This is a genomic window from Clostridium sp. YIM B02569 (genome assembly GCF_022320765.1).
Lineage (GTDB): Bacteria > Bacillota > Clostridia > Clostridiales > Clostridiaceae > Clostridium > Clostridium beijerinckii.
The window spans coordinates 70,505-95,407 of the sequence record NZ_JAKJJX010000003.1 but is presented as its reverse complement, the minus strand read 5'-3'; the positions used below and the strand labels follow the sequence as shown (position 1 = coordinate 95,407).

23 protein-coding genes are annotated in these 24,903 nt (G+C 31.0%); 22 read left to right on the top strand and 1 reads right to left on the bottom strand.

What is annotated here, in order from left to right:
- Positions 1–48 precede the first annotated feature (48 nt).
- The 22 genes from fliI to L3B96_RS03250 all read left to right on the top strand — a co-directional run bounded on the left by fliI (position 49) and on the right by L3B96_RS03250 (position 24,171).
- Positions 49–1,365, top strand: coding sequence for a flagellar protein export ATPase FliI (gene fliI, locus L3B96_RS03355; RefSeq protein ID WP_238858838.1), 1,317 nt, complete (start codon positions 49–51; stop codon positions 1,363–1,365).
- A 13-nt stretch (positions 1,366–1,378) separates the two neighbouring features.
- Positions 1,379–1,816, top strand: coding sequence for a flagellar export protein FliJ (gene fliJ, locus L3B96_RS03350; protein ID WP_238858837.1), 438 nt, complete (start codon positions 1,379–1,381; stop codon positions 1,814–1,816).
- Positions 1,817–1,910: 94 nt separating this feature from the next.
- Positions 1,911–3,254: a flagellar hook-length control protein FliK gene (locus tag L3B96_RS03345; RefSeq protein WP_238858836.1), complete on the top strand. Its 1,344-nt coding sequence runs from the start codon at positions 1,911–1,913 to the stop codon at positions 3,252–3,254.
- 11 nt (positions 3,255–3,265) lie between these two features.
- On the top strand, positions 3,266–4,276 hold the full coding sequence (locus L3B96_RS03340) for a flagellar hook capping FlgD N-terminal domain-containing protein (RefSeq protein WP_238858835.1): 1,011 nt from the start codon (positions 3,266–3,268) through the stop codon (positions 4,274–4,276).
- Positions 4,277–4,675 (top strand): flagellar biosynthesis protein, encoded by a 399-nt coding sequence (locus L3B96_RS03335; protein ID WP_236896292.1) that lies wholly within the window; start codon positions 4,277–4,279, stop codon positions 4,673–4,675.
- Between the two features lie 152 nt (positions 4,676–4,827).
- A complete protein-coding gene (locus L3B96_RS03330; RefSeq protein ID WP_236896293.1) occupies positions 4,828–5,919 on the top strand; it encodes a flagellar hook-basal body complex protein in 1,092 nt (363 codons plus the stop codon).
- Positions 5,920–6,165: 246 nt separating this feature from the next.
- A complete protein-coding gene (locus L3B96_RS03325) occupies positions 6,166–6,357 on the top strand; it encodes a flagellar FlbD family protein (protein WP_026888289.1) in 192 nt (63 codons plus the stop codon).
- Between the two features lie 229 nt (positions 6,358–6,586).
- Complete coding sequence (locus L3B96_RS03320) at positions 6,587–7,072, top strand: flagellar basal body-associated FliL family protein (RefSeq protein WP_238858834.1); 486 nt, start codon at positions 6,587–6,589, stop codon at positions 7,070–7,072.
- Between the two features lie 9 nt (positions 7,073–7,081).
- Positions 7,082–7,480 (top strand): flagellar biosynthetic protein FliO, encoded by a 399-nt coding sequence (locus L3B96_RS03315; protein WP_238858833.1) that lies wholly within the window; start codon positions 7,082–7,084, stop codon positions 7,478–7,480.
- Positions 7,470–8,249, top strand: a complete 780-nt coding sequence (gene fliP / locus L3B96_RS03310; RefSeq protein WP_236896301.1) for a flagellar type III secretion system pore protein FliP — start codon at positions 7,470–7,472, stop codon at positions 8,247–8,249. The genes L3B96_RS03315 and fliP overlap by 11 nt, the downstream gene beginning before the upstream one ends.
- A gap of 11 nt (positions 8,250–8,260) precedes the next feature.
- The gene (locus L3B96_RS03305; protein ID WP_012060412.1) at positions 8,261–8,530 is read left to right on the top strand and encodes a flagellar biosynthetic protein FliQ; all 270 of its coding nucleotides are present in this window, start codon (positions 8,261–8,263) and stop codon (positions 8,528–8,530) included.
- A 13-nt stretch (positions 8,531–8,543) separates the two neighbouring features.
- On the top strand, positions 8,544–10,385 hold the full coding sequence (locus tag L3B96_RS03300; RefSeq protein WP_236896303.1) for a fused FliR family export protein/FlhB family type III secretion system protein: 1,842 nt from the start codon (positions 8,544–8,546) through the stop codon (positions 10,383–10,385).
- Positions 10,386–10,445: 60 nt separating this feature from the next.
- Entirely contained in the window at positions 10,446–12,512 is a 2,067-nt protein-coding gene (gene flhA, locus L3B96_RS03295; protein ID WP_236896305.1) for a flagellar biosynthesis protein FlhA, read from the top strand.
- Positions 12,513–13,859 (top strand): flagellar biosynthesis protein FlhF, encoded by a 1,347-nt coding sequence (gene flhF / locus L3B96_RS03290; protein ID WP_238858832.1) that lies wholly within the window; start codon positions 12,513–12,515, stop codon positions 13,857–13,859. It abuts the gene before it with no gap.
- Entirely contained in the window at positions 13,853–14,713 is an 861-nt protein-coding gene (locus L3B96_RS03285) for a MinD/ParA family protein (RefSeq protein ID WP_236896309.1), read from the top strand. The genes flhF and L3B96_RS03285 overlap by 7 nt, the downstream gene beginning before the upstream one ends.
- A 12-nt stretch (positions 14,714–14,725) precedes the next feature.
- Entirely contained in the window at positions 14,726–15,367 is a 642-nt protein-coding gene (locus L3B96_RS03280; RefSeq protein ID WP_238858831.1) for a PilZ domain-containing protein, read from the top strand.
- Between the two features lie 120 nt (positions 15,368–15,487).
- Positions 15,488–16,216: a FliA/WhiG family RNA polymerase sigma factor gene (locus tag L3B96_RS03275; protein WP_017211347.1), complete on the top strand. Its 729-nt coding sequence runs from the start codon at positions 15,488–15,490 to the stop codon at positions 16,214–16,216.
- 286 nt (positions 16,217–16,502) lie between these two features.
- Positions 16,503–17,123, top strand: coding sequence for a hypothetical protein (locus L3B96_RS03270; protein ID WP_017211348.1), 621 nt, complete (start codon positions 16,503–16,505; stop codon positions 17,121–17,123).
- A 195-nt stretch (positions 17,124–17,318) separates the two neighbouring features.
- Positions 17,319–18,089, top strand: a complete 771-nt coding sequence (locus L3B96_RS03265) for a flagellar basal-body rod protein FlgG (RefSeq protein ID WP_017211350.1) — start codon at positions 17,319–17,321, stop codon at positions 18,087–18,089.
- A gap of 86 nt (positions 18,090–18,175) precedes the next feature.
- Positions 18,176–18,943, top strand: a complete 768-nt coding sequence (locus tag L3B96_RS03260; protein ID WP_238858830.1) for a flagellar basal-body rod protein FlgG — start codon at positions 18,176–18,178, stop codon at positions 18,941–18,943.
- Between the two features lie 329 nt (positions 18,944–19,272).
- Positions 19,273–20,919: a putative manganese-dependent inorganic diphosphatase gene (locus tag L3B96_RS03255; protein WP_238858829.1), complete on the top strand. Its 1,647-nt coding sequence runs from the start codon at positions 19,273–19,275 to the stop codon at positions 20,917–20,919.
- Positions 20,920–21,597: 678 nt separating this feature from the next.
- Entirely contained in the window at positions 21,598–24,171 is a 2,574-nt protein-coding gene (locus L3B96_RS03250) for a calcium-translocating P-type ATPase, SERCA-type (protein WP_238858828.1), read from the top strand.
- Between the two features lie 22 nt (positions 24,172–24,193).
- On the opposite strand, the gene L3B96_RS03245 is transcribed toward L3B96_RS03250, so the two are convergent.
- Positions 24,194–24,625 (bottom strand): hypothetical protein, encoded by a 432-nt coding sequence (locus L3B96_RS03245; protein WP_012060399.1) that lies wholly within the window; start codon positions 24,623–24,625, stop codon positions 24,194–24,196.
- Between the last annotated feature and the right edge of the window lie 278 nt (positions 24,626–24,903).

Here is a 24,903-nt window from a genome sequence, read left to right as displayed (position 1 = left end):
AATTAAAAAAGTTATTATGAATTGTCTATCGTAAAGGGGTAGTTCTAAATGTTAGATTTAGACTTGGATTTTGATAAACTTATTAAAAAAGCAAGTGATGTTTCAACAATATACAGTGAAGGCGTTGTTAAGAAAGTAATAGGGCTTACTATTGAAGTACAAGGTATTAAGGCTTTTGTTGGTGAACTTTGCATAATATTTAATGAGAAAAATGTTCCTGTAAACTGTGAAGTTGTTGGTTTTAAAGATGAATTTGTGATTCTCATGCCGCTTGATGAGCTCATAGGAATTTCGCCTGGATGCAGAGTTGTACCACAACGTAAGCCTTTAAGTGTAAAATGCTCTGATAAGTTACTTGGCCATATAATAGATGGACTTGGGAATCCTTTAGATTGCGATAGTATATCTATGGATGGAGAAGAGTATCCACTAGAAAATGATGCACCAGATCCATTAAAGAGAAAAAGAATAAAAGAAATAATGCCCACTGGAGTAAGAGCAATAGATGGTTTCTTGACTTGTGGCGATGGACAGAGAATTGGTATCTTTGCAGGTAGTGGAGTTGGAAAAAGTACTACACTAGGAATGATAGCAAGAGAAGCAAAAGCTGATGTTAATGTTATTTCACTAATAGGTGAAAGAGGTAGAGAGGTTCTGGAATTTATAGAAAAGGATCTAGGGCCAGAAGGTATGAAAAAATCTGTTGTGGTGTGTGCTACATCAGATAAACCGGCACTAATAAGACTAAAAGGAGCATTAACGGCTACTGCTATTGCTGAATATTTCAGAGATAAGGGTAAAAAAGTAATTCTTATGATGGATTCAGTTACAAGATTTGCAATGGCACAAAGAGAAGTTGGACTTGCTATAGGGGAGCCCCCAGCTACTAAAGGATATACTCCTTCAGTATTTGCTAAATTACCTAAACTAATGGAGAGATCTGGAACATCTATAGACGGTTCAATAACTGCCTTTTATACAGTGCTTGTTGATGGAGATGATTTTAATGAGCCTATAGCAGATGCTGTTAGAGGAATATTAGATGGTCATATAGTTTTATCAAGAGCTTTAGCTCATAAAAATCATTATCCAGCTATTGATATTTTAAATAGTGTCAGCAGACTTATGAACACAATAGCACCTAAAGAACATAAAGAAGCTGCATCTATGGCAAGAGATCTTTTAGCAACTTATAAGGGCTCTGAGGATTTGATAAATATAGGGGCTTATGTTAAAGGAAGTAATAAAAAGATTGATATGGCAATCAACTACAATGAATCATTAAATGATTTTCTATGTCAGGGAATTGATGAAAAAACATCTTTTGAAGGTACACAAAATTCTTTAATATCAATGTTTAAATAATGGGGGTGGTATTTTGGCTGAGAGATTTAAGTTTGGCTTAGAAAAGCTCCTTGAAATGAGAATGGAAAAAGAAGAAGAAAGTAAGAGACTATTTACTGAAAGTCAGAGAGAGAAAAAGAAGATTGAAGAAAAGTTAGAGGAACTTAAGGCAAATTATCAAAAATATAACGGTATATCTCCTAATGAAGATGTTGTATATCAGAAATTAAAAAGATATTACATTCAAGGTGTTCAAAGTGGAATAAAATCTACGGAGAAGGATTTAGTGGTCAAAAATCAAGAGATTGAAAATAGAAGAAAAGATTTAACGGCTAAACAGATGGAAAGAAAGACTGTTCAGACCTTAAAAGAAAAGAAGTATTCTGAATATGTAAAAGAGCAGGATAGAATAGAACAAATCAATATTGATGAGTTAGCTCTTTATGCGTATGTGAGAAATCAGAAAAATTAAAAAATATTAATCTATGATTTAGAGATAGATATGGAGTTAATCTTAATTAAATTTCAATTTATAGAATTGGACTACTTGAAAGGAGGTGAAAATAATGGTTACAGCTACAAAAAATTCAAATGATTCATCAAACAGTTTAGATAGCATGCTAAAGTCATTTACTGCTAATACAAGTGCAAGTAAATCTTCTTCTGAAACTAGCAAGGCGTCAGCTAATGCATATACTTCTAAGAAAGATGATTTTAAGAATGTATTAAAATCCAAAAGTGATTCCAAAGTTGAAGACAATACTCAAAGTACATCAACTGTAGATGAAAAACAAAATTCAACTGGAGTTAAAGATACTGATAAGGATACAAAAGAATTAAATGAAAAGCTTGAGGAATTAGAAAAGGAAAGTAAGACAGCATCTAAGGATAAACTGAAGGACATATTATCAGAATTATTAAGTCTACTAGCTAAATTAGGTATAAAACAAGATAACATAAATGCGAATGGAACAATTAATTCTAAAGTTGGGGTTGATGGAACTAACAGCACATTATCTAATAGTGGTTTAAATGGTATTATGGGAAAAATAATGGAATTACTAAAAAATGATTCTGTAAAAAGTAAGTTAGATTCTAATTCACTAAACTTAATGGAAAAGCTTTTAGGAAATTTAAATGGTACTATTAAAGAAAATGCTACAGAATCTACTAAAAGTAGTTTGAAAGGAATAATGTCTGAAATATCTGATTTGCTAGAAAATAAGCAGAATACGGGTAATAAAGTTTTAACACTTGAAGATATGTTAAGTAAAAGTTATTCTCAAGACAATAGCGAAAATGATAATTCTTCAGCATCAAAAAATAATACTCCGACAGCTTCAAAAGAAGAAAAGTTTTTAAATTCTTTAGTTGACGATAAGAAGGATGATTCTTTAAATAAAATTAACTTATTTGCATCTAGAACTTCAGTGATACAAAATCAAGGTGTAAATGATACTAGAGGACTTACGATTAATAAAGCTACTTTTGTTGATGATTTAATAAAAGATGTTAAGTTTATGGACACTAATTCACTTAAGGAATTAACTGTAAAAGTCAATCCTGGAAATTTAGGTGAGATAACTATAAAGCTGGTTCAAGAGGATGGAGTAATAAAAGCGAATTTAAAAGCTAATTCAAAAGAAACAAGTGCTTTAATTTCACAAAACTTATCAGATATTAAAAAGCAGCTTGGAGAGCAAAACTTAAAAATAGCGGATGTAAATATTGAACTTTATCAAGATGATACTACATTTTTTAGCGAACAAAGTTTTGGTGGACAGCTTTCAGAGGAGCAAAGAAGAAACAATACTAGAAATAGTAATGCAGCAAATAATTTGGCGGCCAGTGAAGAGGATTTAGTGGAGAATATTGAAGCTAATGATAGTAATATAGAATTTTTTGCATAGGAGGTAGAAGCATGAGTACTAAATTAAGTCCATTAAATGATTCAACAGTAAATGTTCCGAGCTCAGGGACAACTGATAATGGAACCAAGATTTTAAAGAAAACTGATAATACTATGGATAAGAATTCATTTTTGAAAATATTAGCTGCTCAATTAAGCAATTTAGATCCAACGCAAAATCAAGATTCAAGTGCATATGTCAGTCAAATGGCTCAATTCGCATCAATGGAAGAAATGCAAAATTTAAATACTACTATGTCAGACTCAGCATACCAACAAATGATTGGTAGAACAGTAATAACTAATGAAAAAGATGATAGTGGTAATTATGTGGAAGGTTATGTAGCTCAGGTGTTAAAAGAATCTGGTGGAACATATTTAGGGCTGTTAGTTAATGGAAAAGGAGAAAAAGTTGCAGTTGAAAATATAATTGGAACTGTACAAGCAAATGATTCAAATACTAACGCAAATAGTAGAACTGCTCTTAATTCTGATTTCCTAGCGGCTTCAGCTTTAGCAAGTAAACAAGAAAAAGTTGTGATTGCAACTTTAGATGATAATAAGAAGACTGTTTTAATAAAGGGGAAAATTACTGGCGCTTACATTGACACTGTTAGTGGTGCTACTGTAAAGATAAAAGTTGATGTTTTGGACGATGATGGGAAGTCAACAGGAGAAACTAAAACGTATGATTATGGAGATATAGTAAGAGCTGGTGATCTAGCTGACGATGATATGAAAGTAAGTTTAAATAATACAACCACTAGTGGAAGTACAAGCGAAACAGGTACAAACAGTTCAAGCAACAGTGATTCTAGTGGCAGTGGAACAACTTCTGATCCTAGTTCTACAGGTACTAATACAAATAGTGAAACAGCAAATAGCGCTACAAACACTAATACAGGAACAGCAGGTGATACTACGAGTGTATCTTCAAATGGAACAATAAATACAATTTCAAGTGCAACTAGTGATTCGACAGCTGCAGAAAATGCAATTCTAGCTAAAATAGCAGGTGTATAAATGAGTTATAGAATTATTAATGGACAAGCTTGTTCTGTAGGGAATATTGGACAACTTGCGGGTTCTCAAAAGGCTGTAGGTAATAATCCTAATAGCAAACAGAAGGAAGCAAGATTTCAGGATGTACTGGATGGTGTTAAAAGTAAAGATCAGAGTTTTACTGTATCAAAACATGCTGCTTCAAGATTAAATGAGATTAATTTTACTAAAGAAGATATGGAACAAATACAAAAGGGTTTTAAAATAGCTCAGGATAAAAATTCTAAAAATACAGTTATGTTATATAAAGATATTGCATTAATTGCTAGTGTTGAAAACAAGACTCTAATAACAGCTGTAGAAAAGGATAGAGCAAAAGATAATATATTTACTAACGTAGATAGCGTAGTAATTTTATAGGCTGGACCTTTAAGCAATGCACAATGCACAATTCACAATGCACAATCATTGTGACGTGTGAATTAAAAATTGTGAGTTGGTTACGGAAGCCTAGGTTTGTTGAACGATAGAGACAAACTATAATTATAAAAATAAGATTGGGAGGTATGTTTATGTTAAGATGTATGTATTCTGGGATAAGCGGAATGAAGGTTAACCAAACTAAATTGGATGTTATAGGTAATAATATAGCAAACGTAGGAACAACGGCATTTAAGTCTTCAAGTGCAAGATTTAAGGATATGCTTTATCAAAATTCGTCAGAGGCAACAGCACCGACTTCAGTACTTGGAGGTACAAATGCTAAGCAGATAGGTTTAGGTGCACAAGTTTCAAGTATCAACAAAGTTATGGGACAAGGCAATGCATTATCAACAGGTAGAAGCCTTGATGTATGTATTGATGGTGATGGATACCTAGTAGTATCTAAAGGCGATTTGAATTCTGGAATTGGTGCTGATCAAGCTACAGGTGCACCAAATGCAGCAGCATCTGATGCCACTGGACAGATTTCAGAAACTTTGTTTACAAGGGATGGAAATCTTACACTGGATTATCAAGGAAATTTATTAACATCTGACGGACATAGGGTAATGGGATATTATTTAACTAGTTCTAAAAATGATGGCGGAACTAGTGGTGCTAAAAGTTTAGCTTATGATTCAACAAATAATGTTATAGGTGCTAACTATGTAAATGCAGATTCTAAAGATTTAAAAGTGTCTGATAATACAATGAGACCTTTAGTAATACCAGATAGTGTCACTATTTCAGGAACACCAGGTGCAGCAGATGCGGTAACACAGCCTGTTAAGAAATTTGAAATAGGAAAAGATGGTATTATTACTGCTGTATTAGGAGATGGTAAGAGAGCTGCAATTGGTCAAATTGCTATGGCAAGTTTTAAAAATCCAGAAGGATTGACTGATCTTGGTGGTAATATGTGCATAAATTCTTCTAACTCAGGGCCTATAGTTTATAAAACTGGAAAGATAGATACTAGTACATCATCTTCAACAACTACTGCAACAGGGAATCAAGGTGGTTTCGGATCATTAATTCAAGGAGCTCTTGAAGGTTCAAATGTAGATTTAACAGAACAATTTACAGATATGATCACAGCAACTAGAAGTTTCCAAGCTGCATCAAAGATGGTAACTACAGGAGATGAAATTCTACAAACAATTACTGGTTTAATGAGATAACCTAGATAATAAAAGATAGTTAATATTATATTAAAGCAGGTTGGGTGAAAGCTCAACTTGCAATAAAATATTAATAGAATATTCTACTTAATTAGTAATATGGTTTATAGTGCACAATTCACAATGCACAATTGGTAAGTTATTGTATTATCAAAAACCTATATACTTTAAATAATATAGTGAATATAATAATAATTAAGTGTGTATTGTGAACTGTACAGTTTATTATTAAAGGGGGAGAATTTTATGATAGATGTAACTGGGATGAACCATGAGCACTTCATATTAAATGCAGATCATATAGAAAAAATAGAAGAAGTGCCTGAAACAATAATTACATTAACCAATGGAAGAAAATATATAGTACTTGAAAGCATAGAAGAAGTTAGACAGGCCGTTATAAAATATAAAAACAAAATATTTACTTATAAAATATAATTATAAAATTTTATTAAAATAAAGTGAAACTTAGCTTCAGATGGAGATTTCTAGGTGCCCCTTGAGGGTAAATTTCCCACTGAAGGTTAGTTAAACTTATCTAGGGTCGTGCCGCTGTTATATCCCACTTTAATAGAAGATGGGAGTGTTACAGTGGCTAGACATCAGATAAATCTAATAATAAAAAGGTTAATACTTTAATCGTTGCAAGTGGTAAGGAGTGGTAATAGTGGCTTTAGGAAAAGGTAAGGAAAAAGAAAAAGGTGAAAAGTCAGGTAAAAGTAGTAAAGGTCTTATGATAGTTTTATTTATTTTAGGATTATTAGTATTAGGATCAGCAGCTTTTGGTGGAGTATACTTATTTATGAAAACCCAAAAAACAGTAGATGCTCAGGAAGTTGTTGTAGAAAATGAGTATATGGATTTGGCTGAATTCACAGTAAATTTAGGTGATGAAGGTGGTAAAAGATTTTTTAAGGGAGAACTTGCTTTAGGCTATGATAAGACTAAGACTAAACTAAAGGATGAATTGACAGCTAATCAAGTAGTTGTAAGAGATGATATTATATTTTTCTTTAAGAGCCAAAAGGCTGATTATTTAAATAATGTAGCGAATAGGGATGCTATAAAAAGACAATTAATTGATTCTATTAATAAGGATTTAACAAAAGGCAAGATTACTGATGTTAGATTTAAAAGTATGATAATTCAGTAGGTAAGAGATATGAATTTTGGATTTTTAGGAATGATTGTACAGCTTATTTTGGCCTTGGGAGTTACTTTAGGATTAATATTTTTAAGTTTTAAGTTAGCAAATTCAAAATTTAATGTTATTAATAATAATAAATATATTAAGGTTATTGAAAGAGTACAAGTAACAAAAGATAATTCTATATTAATAGTTAAAATCGGAGAAAAAGGATATATAATGACTAGTACTGCAGGGCATATGGAAAAATTATCAGAGTTATCAAAGGAAGAAATTGATAATATTGAAGAAGATAAGAAGAAAGCATCGCAGGAAATGGCAGAGTATTATACTAATTTAGTATTAAAATCGAAAAAGAACTTTTCTAAGATTACAAAGAATATAAAATCAAAGGAAGAGAAGCATGAAAAATAATAAAAAGAGAATTGCATTTACCTTCATGATGGCTCTTGGGATTATGATATTTTGCACTATAAGTGCATCTGCAGCTCCAAGTAGTACAAGCGTGCCGCAATTAAATGTATCTTTTGGAGACGGAAATAGCACACCGCAGGATTATGTATCGAGTATTAAAATATTGATATTTTTTACGATATTATCATTATTGCCATCAATAGTGATAATGATGACATCTTTTACAAGAATAGTGGTGGTGTTTTCATTTCTTAAGAGTGCAATGGGAGTGCAACAAGCTGTTCCAAATCAAATATTGACAGGGCTTGCTATATTTTTGACTTTATTTATTATGCAACCTGTTTATAATGAGGTAAATACTAAAGCAATACAACCATATTTGGAGAATAAAATAACTCAGGATCAAGCGTTTGAAGAGGCATCTAAACCTCTAAAATCATTTATGCTCAAACAAACGAGGGAAAAGGATTTAGAGTTATTTGTTGAAATAGGTGGAGTAGATAAAGAAAATTTAACAAAAGAGAATGTTTCATTTACAACATTAATCCCAGCATTTGCGATAAGTGAATTAAAGACAGCCTTTCAAATAGGATTTTTAATATATTTACCGTTCTTAGTTATAGATATGGTAGTATCCAGTGTTTTAATGTCTATGGGTATGTTCATGCTACCTCCTACAATGGTATCATTACCTTTTAAATTGATATTATTTGTAATGGTAGATGGCTGGTATTTACTGGTGAAATCTTTGATACAGAGTTTTATGTGAGGTGAAATAAGATGACGCAGACAATGCTTAATGCTGTAGTTAAGGATACAATAATAACAGCGGCGAAAGTATCAGCCCCTATATTAATAGTAGTTCTAGTATTGGGGTTAGCAATAAGTATTATACAAGCTACAACTCAAATACAAGAGCAAACATTAACTTTTGTTCCTAAATTAATAGCAGCAGCAATTGTTGGAATATTTTTGGGGAGTTGGATGCTTGAAACAATTATGTCTTTCACAAATAGGATTTTTGATTTGATTTCAAAAGTTATTACATAGGGGGTAGGACTGTATGGTGGATGTATCCTACTTTCTTGCATTGTTTCTAATTTTTTTGAGAATAACCTCATATTTTATATCTGTTCAAATATTTTTCCCAGCTGGAACACCACAAATTATGCAAGGAGTATTTTCACTTATATTATCATTTGGAATTGTAGCAGGGATAGATCATTCTACATTGAGTGCTTTAAATAGTGGCTACATGCTGGTGTTTTATGCTATAAGTGAGATAATGTCTGGTTTAATATTAGGATATATAACTAATTTGATTTTCCAAGTGGTAAAGCTTGCTGGAGAATGGATGGATATTCATGCAGGTTTCTCAATGGTATCAGTACTAGATCCAACAACTCAGACTACATCGACTTTACTTGGAAATTTATCATATTTTGTTTCGTTAGCTTTCTTTTTTATAGTTGATGGACATCATGTTGTTATAAATATGCTGGTGGAAAGCACAAAGATAGTGCCTATTGGTAAAACTATAGTCTATCAAGAAACCTTAATGGGGGTTATGAAGACTATTTTTGACTATTTTGCTTTAGGTGTGAAAATAGCAATACCAATAGTTTTGATAATTGTTATAACTGACGTGTGTTTGGGATTGATTTCTAGAACAGTGCCAACAATTCCAATTATGATTTTTGGGATGCCTATAAAAAATTTATTAGGACTTATTACATATATTATATTGCTTCCATTAATGTTGAAGTTAATTGGAACAGCTATATACAATCTACCAAGTATTTTCCGGGAAATAGTTAATTTGATACCTGCGGTACCTTTAGTTCTAATTTTTGCTGGTGATGATAAGACTGAAGAAGCAACACCTAAGAAAAAGTCAGAATCTAGAAATAAAGGACAAATAGCAAGAAGTAAGGATGTATCTGTAGCAATTACAATGGTTATTTGTACGTTATTAATATCATCTTTATGGGGGATGTTAACAAGTGGATTTAAAGATGTTCTGATCTATTTTTTGAATTTTCCCATGATAAAAGATTTTGATAATGCAACTATTTCTAATTTAGCAATTACTACTGTTATAAAGATAGGAAGTTATTTATTACCCTTTGCATTACCTATAATGGTTGGAGGAATTATTGCAAGTTTGCTGCAAACAGGTTTTATAATAACTGCTGAGCCTTTAAAACCATCATTTGGAAAGTTAAATCCTTTAAATGGTTTGAAGAACATGATATCAAAAAGAAGCATGGTAGACTTATCTAAAAATTTAATTATAATAACTATAATATCAATTATTTGTTATAAATACATATCAGGAAATTATCAGAGTATACTGGGAATTTCAAATTTATATCTACCTTCCCTAAGCGAGGAAGTTAAAAATTTAGTTGTGGGAATATTTAAGCAGATATGCATTGTATTGGTAATTATTGCAGCTATTGATTACTTTTTACAAGTTAGAATGCATAATAAAGAGATGAGAATGACTAAGCAGGAAATTAAAGATGAATACAAACAATCTGAAGGAGATCCTAAGCTAAAAGGGAAAATTAAGCAAAGGCAAAGGGAATTAGGAATGAAAAGAATGATGCAATCTGTTGCAGATGCTACAGTTGTAATAACAAATCCTACTCACTTAGCTATTGCTATAAAATATGAAGAAGGAAAAGATATGGAGGCGCCTAAGATTGTAGCAAAGGGTGCTGATTATGTAGCATTTAAAATAAAAAGTATTGCGAAAGAAAATGAAGTCCCGGTTATTGAAAATAAGCCTCTTGCAAGGCTTATGTATGATAGGGTAGAAATAGATGATGATATACCGCAAGATTTATATCAAGCTGTTGCAGAAATTTTAGTAGTAGTAATGAAACTTAAGAAGAAATAAAATTTAAATGCACAATAAAAACTGTGAATTGTGCATTGACAAAAAAGGGAGGTTTGATCTTTGGAGTTTGGCAATAGAAAATTAAAGGTAAAAGATAATCTAGATGTATTAATTGCATTTGGTGTTATAGCGATAGTTCTTATGATAATAATACCTTTACCTAAACAGGTAATAGATTTACTTTTAGCTTTAAATATAACAATTTCAATAATCATAATTTTAATTACAATGTTCACAACTAATGTATTGCAGCTTTCAGTCTTCCCTACATTATTGCTGGTTACAACATTATTTAGATTGGCACTTAACATCTCATCAACAAGACTAATACTTACAGAAGCAGATGCAGGAACTATTATAACAGCATTTGGAAACTTTGTTATACGTGGTAATTATGTAGTTGGTATTATAATATTTTTGATTATAGTAGTAATTCAATTTATGGTTATTACTAACGGTGCAGGAAGAGTTGCAGAAGTATCTGCAAGATTTACACTTGATGCAATGCCAGGTAAGCAAATGAGTATTGATGCTGATTTAAACTCTGGAATAATAGATGAAGCTATGGCAAAAAAGAAAAGAAAAGACTTGCAATCAGAAGCCGATTTTTATGGGGCTATGGATGGTGCGTCTAAGTTCGTTAAAGGTGATGCAATAGCTGGTATTGTAATTACTATTATAAATATAATAGGTGGAATTATCATTGGAGTACTTCAAAAAAATATGACGGCTGCGACTGCCGCTCAAACATATACCATTTTATCTGTTGGAGACGGTCTTGTGAGCCAGGTTCCAGCACTATTAGTATCTACGGCGTCAGGTATTTTGGTAACACGTTCGGGAAGTGAAGAAAACTTAGGAAATACATTATCTACTCAATTGACAGCTTTTCCGGTGGCTACAGGGATTGCAAGTGCAATTATGTTATTTCTGGGTATCATACCTAGCATGCCTAAAGTTCCATTTTTTGCAGCATCTTTAGCAATGGGTGTATTAACTTACTTACTTTATAAAGATGTAGCTGCTAAAGAGATACAGGAATTTGTATCAGAGGAAGAAGAAATTATTCAAGCAGAGCGTAAAGAGCCGGAAAATGTTATGAATTTAATTTCAGTAGAGCCAATGGAGGTTGAAATTGGATATGGACTTATACCTCTTGCAGATGAGGCATCTGGTGGAGATTTACTTCAAAGAATTGCATCTGTTAGAAGACAATGTGCTATAGAAATGGGTATCGTTGTTCAACCTATAAGAATTAGAGATAATCTTCAATTAAAGACAAATGAGTACATAGTAAAAATCAGAGGAACTATGGTTGTTTCTTCAGAATTAATGCCAAGTATGCTTCTTTGTATGGATCCAACAGGAGAAAATTCAGACATGCCAGGTATAAAAACAATTGAGCCGACTTTTGGACTCCCAGCAGTATGGATAAATAAAGATCAAAGGGAAGAGGCTGAAATTAAGGGATTAACTGTAGTTGATCCAACAACGGTAATGGTAACTCACTTAACTGAAACTATAAAGAGCCATTCATATGAATTGCTTGGAAGACAAGAGGTTAAACTTATTGTTGATAATGCGAAAGAAAAATATAGCGCAGTTGTTGAAGAACTTATTCCAGATCTACTAAGTATCGGAGAACTTCAAAAAGTATTACAAAATTTACTTAGAGAAAAAGTTCCAATTAAGGATATTGTTACGATAATGGAATCTCTAGCAGATAACGCTAAAAATACTAGAGATTTAGAGGTTCTAACAGAATATGTTAGATTCTCATTAGCTAGAACGATTTGTAATCAAGTGGTTGATGAAAATAGAACAATTACTGTAGTAACTTTGGATCCAAGTATAGAAGAGATAATAGCGAATAATACTCAGAAATCAGTGCAAGGGTCATTCCCAACAGTAGATCCAGATACAACTACCAAAATACTTACAGGAATAAAGAATACTATAGAATCAGTTTATTTTTACAACAATCAACCTCTTATACTTGTTTCACCAAATATAAGACCTGTATTTAGAAAGTTAATCGAAATGGTATTTCCTCACATTATGGTAATTTCTTTAAACGAAGTACCTAATGATGTTCAAATTAATAGTGAAGGAGTCGTAAGAATATAGATGATTATAAAAAAATATCTCGTAGCAAATATGAACGAAGGTTTGACTCGGATCAGATATGAACTAGGAAAAGATGCTATTATAATAAGTCAGAGAAAGGTTAGAAAACCAGGACTAAAAGGCTTATTTTCTAAGAAAGTAATAGAGGTTACAGCTGCTATTGAAAATTCACAAAGTGATGACAATAGTAGTTCTAATAAGTACAGCAGTAAGTACAATAAAATGGATGAAGAGTTTCAAAATTCATTAGAAAGTATTAAAAAGTTAATGCAGGATGAAGTATCAGTTTCAAAAGATTTGAGAGAAATTCCTAAGGCTGATACCATAAGAGATAGGATATTAGAACATAATGCTAATCTTGAAAAGGAAGCGTCTAGTAATAATAGATACGAAGAAAATATTAATAAACAAGAAATTAAAAGTAGTTCTACAAAAATGGAAAATAGCAGTAAAGAACAAAAGGGCATGGATTATATAGATAAGGCTATAAATAATGAGGCGAATATAGAATCAATACATAAAGAAGTTAATGAATTAAAGAGTCTGTTAAGCAAGGTTATAAAAAATACTTCTAACGAAGATGTATCAGTAAACTTTATAAAAGAAAGATTAAAAAGTTTGGATATTGATGAAGAATTGCAGGATGGAGTTATAGAGTCAGTAGAGAATATAAATTCTGGCGAGACTTTAAATGAAGTAGAAGTTTTAAGAGAAGTTTTTGAGAGAGATATCTTAGTATCTACTAAGAGCTTGAATGGGCGCGTTGTATTAGTAGGGCCAACTGGTGTAGGTAAAACAACTACAATAGCAAAGCTTGCTGGAAGACTTGCACTTATCGAAAAAAAGAAGGTAGGATTAATTACAGTAGATACATATAGAATTGGAGCTATTGAGCAACTTAAAACATATGCAGAAATAATGAATATACCATTTAAAGTTGTAATTACAATGAAGGAAATGGAAGATGCGATTGAAGCAATGAGTAACTGTGACGTTGTTCTTATAGATACTACAGGAAGAAGCAGCAAAAATGCTATGCAAATTTCAGAGCTTAGAGCATTCGTGCAAAAAGCAAATCCTGACCATGTAAATATGGTAATAAGTGCAACTACTAAAAATAGTGATATAAAATCGATACTTACAGGTTATTCAGGACTTGAGTATGATAATATCATTATTACTAAACTTGATGAAACTACTGTGTATGGTTCTTTATATAATATTGCTAAAATTGCTAATAAACCAGTTAGTTTTGTAACTATAGGGCAAAATGTTCCAGATGATATAATGGTGCCTACAAAGGAAGAAATTGCTAATTTTATCCTAGGGGAGGAGATTCTATGCTAGATCAGGCTGAATCATTACGAAAATTGATTAACAATGAAGAACAAGAAATAAATAAAACAACTACAAAAATTATAACAGTAACGTCTGGAAAAGGTGGAGTTGGAAAAAGTAATTTTGTTGTGAACTTAGCAATATTACTTCAAAACAAAGGAAAGAAAGTTTTGATTTTTGATGCTGATTTAGGCATGGGAAATGATGATGTATTGATGGGATTATATCCCAAGTATAATATATTTGATATTATATTTACTGGTTTGGAAATAAAGGATATAATTATAACAGGAACCAATGGAGTTGATTTAATTCCAGCAGGATCAGCTTTAAGCAAAGCTCAAGAATTAGAAGAAGATCAAAAGAAATTATTTATAGAAAAACTTGAAATGTTAGATGAGTATGATTATATATTAATGGACACAGGAGCTGGAGTTAATAAAGATGTCTTATCTTTTATAGCAGCTTCGGAAGAGTTGATTATTGTAACTACTCCTGAGCCTACGTCGTTAACAGATGGATATAGTTTAATTAAAGCGACAGATCACTATAATCTTAAGACTAAGGCAAAAATAATTGTAAATAAAGCCTTTACTAAAGAGGAAGGTGAAGAAACTTATAATAAATTTAATAGGGCAGTCACTAAATTTTTAAAGATAGATGTTGAATATTTGGGATGCATATTAGAAGATAAAAAATTAGTACAAAGTGTTAGGCAGCAAAAACCTTTTGTTATATTATATCCTAATTGTGATGCATCTAAAGATATAGAAAAAATAGCTTCGAAACTTTTAGGACAAGAAGTGGATACATCAGATGGAGCAAGAGGAATGTTTAAGAGATTATTTAATATATTTTCATAGGAGGATTTTAAGGTGCTTAATTTTAACTTAAAAGTTAATGATAGAGTGGAAGTAATAATTGGAGAAAAAGCATATAAAGCTCTAATAATGGATGTAGAGGATGACTTTTTAAAAATGAATGTTCCCGTTTGTGACGGTGATTATTTAATGCTTCATTCAGGGGAAAAGATCGAATTGAATACTTACTTAAATGAAAATGGATGCTTTAATTTTTCATGCGAAGTGATTTCAAGAGGTAAAGAAGGAAGCATAATATATTATAAAATCTCAACACCATTTAATATTGTAAAAATACAAAGAAGGAATTTTTTCAGAGTTGGGTTATTAAATCCAGTTAAATATAAAAAGATTACTGGAATCGATGAAGAAGATATTCCTAAGATACCTTATAAAGATGGATTAATGGTTGATTTAAGTGCTGGCGGATTAAAATTTAAAATAAATGAAGAAATTGATAAAGAAGATTTGATCTTGGTTAGCTTAAAATTAAGCAAAATTGAAGTCGAAATTAAGTGTGATATTGTAAGAATTGAAAACACTCCAGATAAAGAAAAATTGTGTGGATTAAGATTTATTGATATTACTCCAGCTCAAAGTGAAAAAATGATTCAAGAGCTTTTCGAAATAATGAGAAGGCAAAGAGCTAATATGTAAATTTAGTGAATTAAATTTTTGATTTTTAAGGCCAGTTTTGTTCTAATGGCTTAAAAGTAAAAATTGAAAGAGTTTGCGAATATAAATTGAGAAATGAGTTTATGGGGAGGTAATAAGGATATGCACGCATTAAAAGACGTTGATGGAAAAGAGCAGATAATACAAGAATATATCCCGTTAGTAAAGTATATTGCCTCGAGGGTTATGTTTGGAAAGAACAAATACATGGAATATGAGGACTTAGTTAGTTACGGTATGGTTGGGCTTATGGATGCGTTAAATAAGTTTGACAATACGAAAGGAATGAAATTTTCATCATATGCGTCTATAAGAATAAAAGGTGCTATGATAGATGAGCTGAGGAAAAATAGACCTATATCTAAAGGGGCAATGGACAAACTGAATAGATACAATAAAGCCATAGATACATTGCAGCTAGAACTATTAAGGGAACCTACTAATGATGAGATTGCAAAATATCTTGGGATATCTATAAGTGAAGTAGGAGAAATTGAAAATTACATAAATTATATTTCGATGGTATCACTGGAAAATGTAATTTTTTCAGATGATGAGGATGTAAACCTTATTGGAATTATAGAAGATAAAAATAGTCCAAGTCCTGATGCTTACTTACAAGATAAGGAGCAATTAGAGATTTTAACAAAGGCAATTGATCTCCTTAAAGAAAAAGATAGAATAGTATTAAATCTTTATTATTATGAGGGATTAACTTTAAAAGAGATAGGAACAGTATTAAGCGTTTCCGAATCTAGAGTTTGCCAATTACATAGTAGAGCTATTAGTAGCTTGAGAGAGTGCATGAGAAAATTGCATTATATTGATTAATATATAATTCACAGTGCACAATTTACAATTCAAATTGCATAATTAAGATTGGACAAAGATATATGTGTTGATTAGGTTAAAAGAGATTGTGAGTTGTAGATAATCGTTAAAAATTTAAGCACTGGAATATAAAAAGTTGGAATTACCCTTCTGATTTAGAGTATTAATTTTTGTTATTTGATTAAAAAATGAAATGTATTTTCGAAGTGTGACCTAAAAATTATAAATTTCGAACTAATAATTGAGCATTGTGCATTGAGCATTGTGCATTGAACAGAGGTGTTTTATGCCATTAATATTACTGATAATAGGATTCAGTTTAATAGTTTATAATTATCGTGTTATCAAGAGAGAAAATAATATAAATAAAGAAAATGATGCATTAAATATATCATTTCAAAGTGTGTTACAAGATAGTAAAGAGGAATTAAATGATTACAAAATGGAAATAGGACTTTTAAGAAGAGATATTGCAGAAAGTCTAACTGAATTACAGGAAGAAATTATTAAAATAAAAAGTGATTTAAAAGAGCTTAAGAATGGTGAAGAAGGATACGAAAATAAAGAAGATCTAGAAATTGAAGATTTTCTAGATAAATATGATATAGATGACAGTATAAATTATGGCGAAGATAGAGAAGATCATAAAAAATCTAAAAGGCTGTACATTGTGGATGATAGTATAATGGATCTAGATGAAGAATATACTGAATCTTTAACAGATACTGATATAGACGAAGAAATTGGAGTGATATCTGAAATTAATTTTTCAGAAAGTGCGGATAGTAACAAGACTCAGAGCATAAAAAGACTTTTAAATGCAGGGTTAACAGAAGATGAAATATGTCGCGAATTATCTGTGAGTAAGGGGGAAGTATTATTAGTAAAAGGCTTATTCAAAAAATAAAAAATAAATTTATATTTCTCATGGATAGGAAGATCTTATTGGGTATAGGGATAGGATTGGTTTTAGGAGTTATATTTATGTTTGGATATAAATATACTGCTAGTCTTTCGGATAGCCAGATAGAGGAAAAGGCTAGAGCTTTAGGTATGATTTATGAAAGCGAACGTAAATCTATTTTGAAAGGGGACAATTAAAGTGATAAGAGGATTCTATACTTCTGTTTCAGGATTAATAGCGCTTCAAAATGATCAGGAAGTAGTAACTAATAATATAGCTAATGTTAATAATACAGGATATAAAAAACGTGAGCTTACAAAAAGTAGCTTTGAAGATGTGATGATATCTAACAGACAAAAGCTTGTAGGAGATAAATACGTTAAAAATGACATTGGAAATTTAAATATGGGTGTAAAAGTTAATGATGTTGAAACAGTTTTTACACAAGGAGCATTTAAATCAACAGATAGCATGACAGATTTTGCTATAGATGGTAGAGGCTTTTTTGTGGCTCAAAATGGAAATAAAGAAGTTTATACAAGAGACGGAAATTTCAAGATCAATAATCAAGGATATCTAATAACAAACGATGGATCACAAGTATTAGGAATAAATAACTCTACAGGTGCAAGAGAACCAATATATGTTGGCGATTCAAAGTTTTCAATAGACGCTGATAACAATATTAATATCGATGGAGTTGGAGCAGCAGATAAGTTATTAACAGCAGACTTTCAAAATTATAATAATTTAGAACCAATTGGTGATAACTATAGCACTATGGATAACCCTATTTATAATGCAAAGGTAAATGTAAGACAGAACTTTCTTGAAAGCTCAAATGTTGATCCATCAACAGAACTAGTAAAACTTATGGAAATAAAAAGACAATTTGAAACAAACCAAAAGTTTGTAAAAATGCAGGATGAAACAGTACAAAAGGCGGCAAGTGAATTAGGTCGAGTATAATAGGATAAGGCAAATTAGAGAAAATAAAATGTTCAAAGTGGTTAAGAGAAATTTATTGATTTTGCCTAATGTAAAGGAGGAAAATTATGTTTAATATTTTTGCTACAGCAAAGAGTGGAATGAATGCGTATCAAGAGAAGCTAGATTATCTTTCTAATGACCTAGTTAATATTTCAACAACAGGTTATAAGAGTACAGATGTTAACTTTAAAGATTTGTTAACTGAATCACTGGATAGAAGAGGAACACCACTTGTGGAAAAAAAGGCGATTACTGGAACTGGAGTTAAATTAGGAGTAAATTATGCTAATAACAAGCAAGGGAATCTCTTAACAACAGGTCAAAAAACAGATCTTGCTATAGATGGAAAAGGATATTTTGCACTTTCAAAGGAAGATGGAAGCATAGTATATACTAGAGATGGTAATTTTAAAATAGATTCGAATGGAGCTTTAGTAGACTCAAATGGAACTAAAGTTTATGTTCAATATGAGAATGGATTTTCAGAGGGAAATCCAGCGTTAGATAGGGAGAAGATGTCTATAGATAAAGAGGGCGGAATATCTATGGAAGTTGATGGACAAGCAACTAAAATAGGTACAATTCCTGTCTTTACAGCTATAGGTGATAAGAGCTTTATACCTATAGGAAATAGTTATTTTGTTCCAAGTTCAGATGCACAAGTTGCACTAAGTAGTAACTATAATATAGAACAAGGTATGTTAGAAGGTTCAAATGTAGATGCAGGCGAGACATTTTCTGATATAGTACTTACACAAAGAGCTTTTCAACTTAGTTCAAAGGCTGTAACTACAGCGGATGATCTTTGGAGTATGATAAATAATATGAGATAATTAAAATAAGAATAATATGAGTTTTAGATAAATTAGATATATGTTTGCTGAAGAGGAAGAGTATAATTTCCAATATATTCAACAATTATATCTAATTTTTTTAGTTTGCAGAAAGTTATTCGCAGAGTATTTTTTTGTAAATAATATTGTAAATACAATTAACGCTTTACAATAATTAACTTTATAAGTAAAATAAATATGTGTGAATTAAGTAATATACTTGTTCTAATATGTCAATTTATATAAGGCACAATCAAAAAAATAACAAATTCATTATTTTTATGTGCCTAATGTACTAAAGTAAAACAAAAAATTTAGGAGGAATTATTTTGGAAAATGTAGTTTACGTAACTGGACATAAAAATCCTGATTCAGACTCTATTTGTGCTGCATATGGTTACGCAGAGTTTAAAAATAAGACTGGTAATATTCCGGCTATACCTGTGAGATTAGGAAATGTAAATGCAGAAACACAATTTATATTAGATTATTTTGGCGTTAAGGCTCCAAGACTTTTAGAAACAGTTAGATTAAAAGTAGAAGATTTAGATATTGATACAATTGGGCCAATAACTTCTAATATTTCTTTAAAAGCAGCATGGAATATAATGAGAGACAATCATTTGAAATCACTACCTGTAGTTGGAAATGATAGTAGATTAGTGGGGATTCTTTCGATTTCAAACTTAACTTCATCATTTATGGATATATGGGATAATAATATATTAGGAAAAAGTAATACATCAATTGAGAATATATTAGATACGCTTTCTGCTACTAGTGTATATATAAATGAGAACTGTAAGACATTCCAAGGGAAAATTGCTGTTACAGCAATGCAGCCAGACAGTTTAAAAGAAATTGTAGATAAAGGTGATATTGCTATTGTAGGAGATAGACCAGATGTACAAGAAGCTTTAATTGATATAAATACATCATTAATAATAATTACAGGAGCACATAAGCTTGCTGAAAATTTACTTTCTAAAGCTAAAGAAAAAGGAGTTACTATAATAAGTACGCCTCATGATTCTTTCACAGCTTCAAGATTATTAATTCAAAGTATACCTGTAAGTCATGTTATGGCTACTAAAGATTTAATATCATTTTCTAAAGACGATTTAGTTGATGATATCAAAGATATTATGGCTGAAACTAGATATCATAGCTATCCTGTAACTGATGAAGATGGAAGAGTAATAGGAACAGTCTCAAGATATCACCTTATTTCAAAGCATAAGAAAAAAGTTATTCAAGTAGACCATAATGAAAGAGGCCAATCAGTTGATGGATTAGAAGATGCTGAAGTACTTGAAATTATAGACCACCATAGAGTTGCTGATATACAAACAAGTAACCCTATATTCTTTAGAAATGAACCACTAGGAAGCTCTTCAACTATAGTTGGAAAAAGCTTTTTTGAACGTAATATAACACCACCTAAAGAAGTTGCTGGATTATTGTGTGGTGCAATAATTTCAGATACTTTATTATTCAAGAGTCCAACTTGTACAGAACAAGATAAAGACATATGTCATAAGTTAGCTAAGATAGCTGGCATTTCAAGTTTAGAAGAATTTGCAAAAGAAATGTTTAAAGCTGGAACTTCTTTAAAAGGAAAGACTGTATCTCAAATATTTAATCAAGACTTTAAGCCTTTTAATATGGGAGAATCAAGAGTTGGAGTAGCTCAAGTAAACACAATGGACATCGATGGATTTATGCCACTAAAAGATGAAATGTTAAGTTACATGAAGAGCGAAGCAGATATCAAGGGCTATTCTGTAGTAATGTTACTTTTAACAGATATATTAAAAGAAGGTTCACAAGTTTTAGTTGCTGGTGAAAGACATGATTATGTTGAAAAGACATTTAATATTGAATTAGTAGATTCAATGGCATTTTTGCCAGGAGTTCTATCAAGAAAGAAACAGGTAATACCACCACTTACAAATGTAGTTAACTCAATGAAATAAATTTAAAGAAGAAAAAATCCTTTAGGGGATTTTTTCTTTTTTTAAAACAATAAAGGTATTGTGCACTAGATACCTAAAATAAGAATAAAGTTACATATGTAAATGCCGAAATGAAGGTCATGCATTTCTTCGGGTTACTGAGGAGTTAGTTGTGAATTTCTAACAGTAGAAAGTTGTACCCATCTCTGCATGCTCCTGTGACAAAGCACAGGACAAGCAAAAACGGAACAACTTCTACTGAAGAAATGTCTACAGCTAAATCCTCTATGTAACACCTCCACAAAAGCATGACCTTCATTTCTGATGTGTACCATAATTAAAAATATATTTTATACTTTAGGTTGGGAATCTAGGTATGAAATACCTGGGAATCAATATAGTGGATTGTGATTCTTTTATCTATTTTTATATTTAGCATGTTCCAAAAGATTCTTATTTAATATGGAAAAGAACTAATAAAAGTGCTAAAGTATTTTATTAAAATGTAGAAAGATTTTAATAAGTGCTTACGCACTTTTATTTTTTTTAGGTGATAGGAATTTATAAGTGCTGCGCACTTTTATTTTTTAATGTGGAAAGATTTTATAAGTGCTGACGCACTTTTTTTTTTAATGTGCATAACTTTTGTAATGGAAAATATATATATTATATAAAGTTCTATATTTAGGAGGAAAAGTTGTGGTACAGGAAAAAGAGTTGACATCTGGTCTTAGCACTAAGGAAGCGGAAAAGAGGATTAAGAACTTTGGACTTAATGAATTGAAGCACCATAATAAAGCATCAGCATTCAAAATATTTCTATCTCAATTTAATGACTTCATTGTTTGGGTGTTAATTGCATCTACTATAATTTCCGGGATAATTGGAGATAAGGCAGATGCCATTACAATACTCATAATAATAGTTATTAATGCAATACTAGGATTTGTCCAAGAATTTAAAACAGAGAAATCTTTAGAAGCGCTGAAAGAATTAGCGGCACCTACATGTAAAGTCTTGAGGGATTCAAGTATACAGATTATAAATTCTATCTACTTAACAATAGGGGATATTGTTATTTTGGAGGCTGGAGATAGGATACCTGCTGACGGATTCTTTATAGAAAGTTCATCAGTAGTCGTTGATGAATCACTATTAACAGGTGAGTCAGTTGGTGTAAACAAAGAAGCCAATCCATATAAAGCTGATGGTAAAAAGACAAAGAAGAATAACGAAGGATTTATGGGAACTACTGTAGTAAAAGGAAAAGGATTATTTAAAGTTGATTGCATAGGAATGAATACTGAAATGGGGAAGATTGCAGACCTAATTCAAAATATTGAAGAAGAAAAATCCCCTTTAAATAAAAGATTAGACTCTCTAGGGAAAGTCCTAGTTGTAATTTGCCTTGTAATATGTGCAATTGTTACTGCAATGGGAATAATTAGAGGAAATGATATAACAGAGATGTTCTTACTTGGCGTTAGCTTGGCAGTTGCTGCAATTCCAGAAGGTTTAGCTGCAATTGTTACTGTTTCACTAGCTCTAGGTGTGTCTAGAATGCTTAAGAAAAATGCGCTCGTAAGAAAACTTCCAGCTGTAGAGACACTAGGATGTACATCTGTAATATGTTCTGATAAGACAGGAACATTAACTCAAAATAAGATGACTGTAAAAGAGGTATATTTAAATGGCAGAATTCATGAACTTGAAAAAGAAAAGTTAAGTAATTATACAAAGTTCATGAAAGCTCTTGTATATTGTAATGACTGTAATTATGATTTTACAAAGAAAAAAATGAGTGAAGCACTTCATGGTGATCCAACTGAAACTGCACTAATAAATATGTTCTTTAATGACGTTAATGATCTAGAGGATTTTGTAAATGATGCAGATAGAGTATATGATATACCATTTGATTCAAACAGAAAGATGATGTCTGTTATAGTTAAGGAAGGAACTAAGGAAAATTGTTATGTTAAGGGAGCTCCTGAGAGAGTAATAGATAGATGTGAATTTATACTAGAAAATAACAAAATAAAACCATTCACATATCAAAAGAAAAAGCAAGTTAGTGATTTTATTACGGCAATGTCATCTAGAGCACTTAGATGTATAGCAGCAGCATATAAGGAAGATAATCTAACAAAAAGTGATAAGTTAGAACAGAATTTAATTTTTATAGGTATAGCAGGAAGTATTGATCCACCAAGAGAAGAAGCTAGAGATGCAGTTTTAAAATGTAAACTTGCAGGAATAAAACCTATAATGATAACAGGAGATCATCAAAATACTGCACTTGCAATAGCAAAATCTTTGAACATATGTAATACAGCAGATCAGGTAATGACAGGTGATGAAATCGAGGCTATAAGTGATTTAGAGTTAGAAGGAAGAATAAAAAAAGTAAGAGTTTTTGCGCGGGTTTCACCTAACCATAAGTTAAGAATTGTAAGGGCTTTTAAGAAAAAAGGAAATATCGTTGCAATGACAGGCGATGGTGTAAATGATGCACCTGCTATTAAGGAATCAGATATAGGAGTTGCAATGGGAATTTCGGGTACAGATGTAACGAAGGAAGCATCATCTATGATTCTTATGGATGATAATTTCTCAACTATAGTTGCAGCTGTAGAAGAAGGAAGAATAATATATGATAACATAAGAAAATTTATAAGATATTTACTATCTTGTAACCTTGGAGAAGTATTAACAATGTTTTTAGCTACTTTGTTCTATTTACCTAATCCATTAAGCCCAATACAAATATTACTTGTAAATCTAGCTACAGATGGTCTTCCAGCAATAGCGTTAGGTGTTGATCCACCAGAGCAAGATATAATGAGACAATCTCCAAGAGAAAAAAAGGAAAGCATATTTGCAAGAGGATTAGTTGAAAAAATAGTAATAAGAGGAACATTAATAGGATTATGTACTTTACTATCATTCATGGTAGGAAGATACTACAAAATGAATTTGGAAACATGCAGAACTTTAGCATTATGTACATTAGTTTTATCCCAATTAATACACGTATTTGAATGTAGATCAGAAAGATACTCCATATTCCAAATTAAATTATTTACAAATCCTTATTTAGTTGGAGCAGTTTTAATATCTATATCACTAATGTGCTCAGTTTTATATGTACCATTTTTACAAAATATATTTCATACAGTAGCATTATCTATTAATCAATGGCTTATAGTCCTATTCTTTTCAGGGATAATAGCATTTATTAACAGTGTATATTTATTAATAAAGACAAAATAAAAAAAGGGCTTAGCCCTTTTTTTTATCTTCTCATCATATTGTTTGCTTGTTGACGTGATTTTTTTATTTGGCTATGATCTATTGGCACTAAGTCTTTCTTAGTTGTAAGATTTAATAGGTTAAATATTTGAACTTCCTGAGAATTTTCCTTCTTACTATCCTTATCACCTGTAACACCCATAACAATAACTTTGTTACCTTGCTTAACAGCAATGAATTCAGGTTTTTTAAACCATCTATTCTTTTTATACCAACACTTAACAACTTTTTTTCCAACTTCAGGCTTTATAACCATTTCAACCATTAATCTATTGAAGATAACATAACTTTTTTCAATAAGCTTTACAGATAAAACAGTTCCAGATATGCTTGTAATTCTGTCACCATACTTTTCCATATAAGCATTTTGGAAATAGTTACTGAATTTACTACCTATTTTTTCTTTAAGACCCATAATAATTACTCCTTTACATAAAAATATCGCTAATAACGCTATTATACTTAAAATACTTTATTATTATACCATATGTCAAATAAAATTAGATAGTTTTTTAATATGTATAGTAATTAATATAAATGTAAGGTTTATATCATATTTTATTGTTTCATTAGTTAATGATTTGTATGTTAAAATACTTATAGAATATTATGTATAATAATGTACATATTTTTTTTATAAGTTATATAAAAAACGAGTGCAATTTGTTTATAGATAAACTAGATTTAATATCA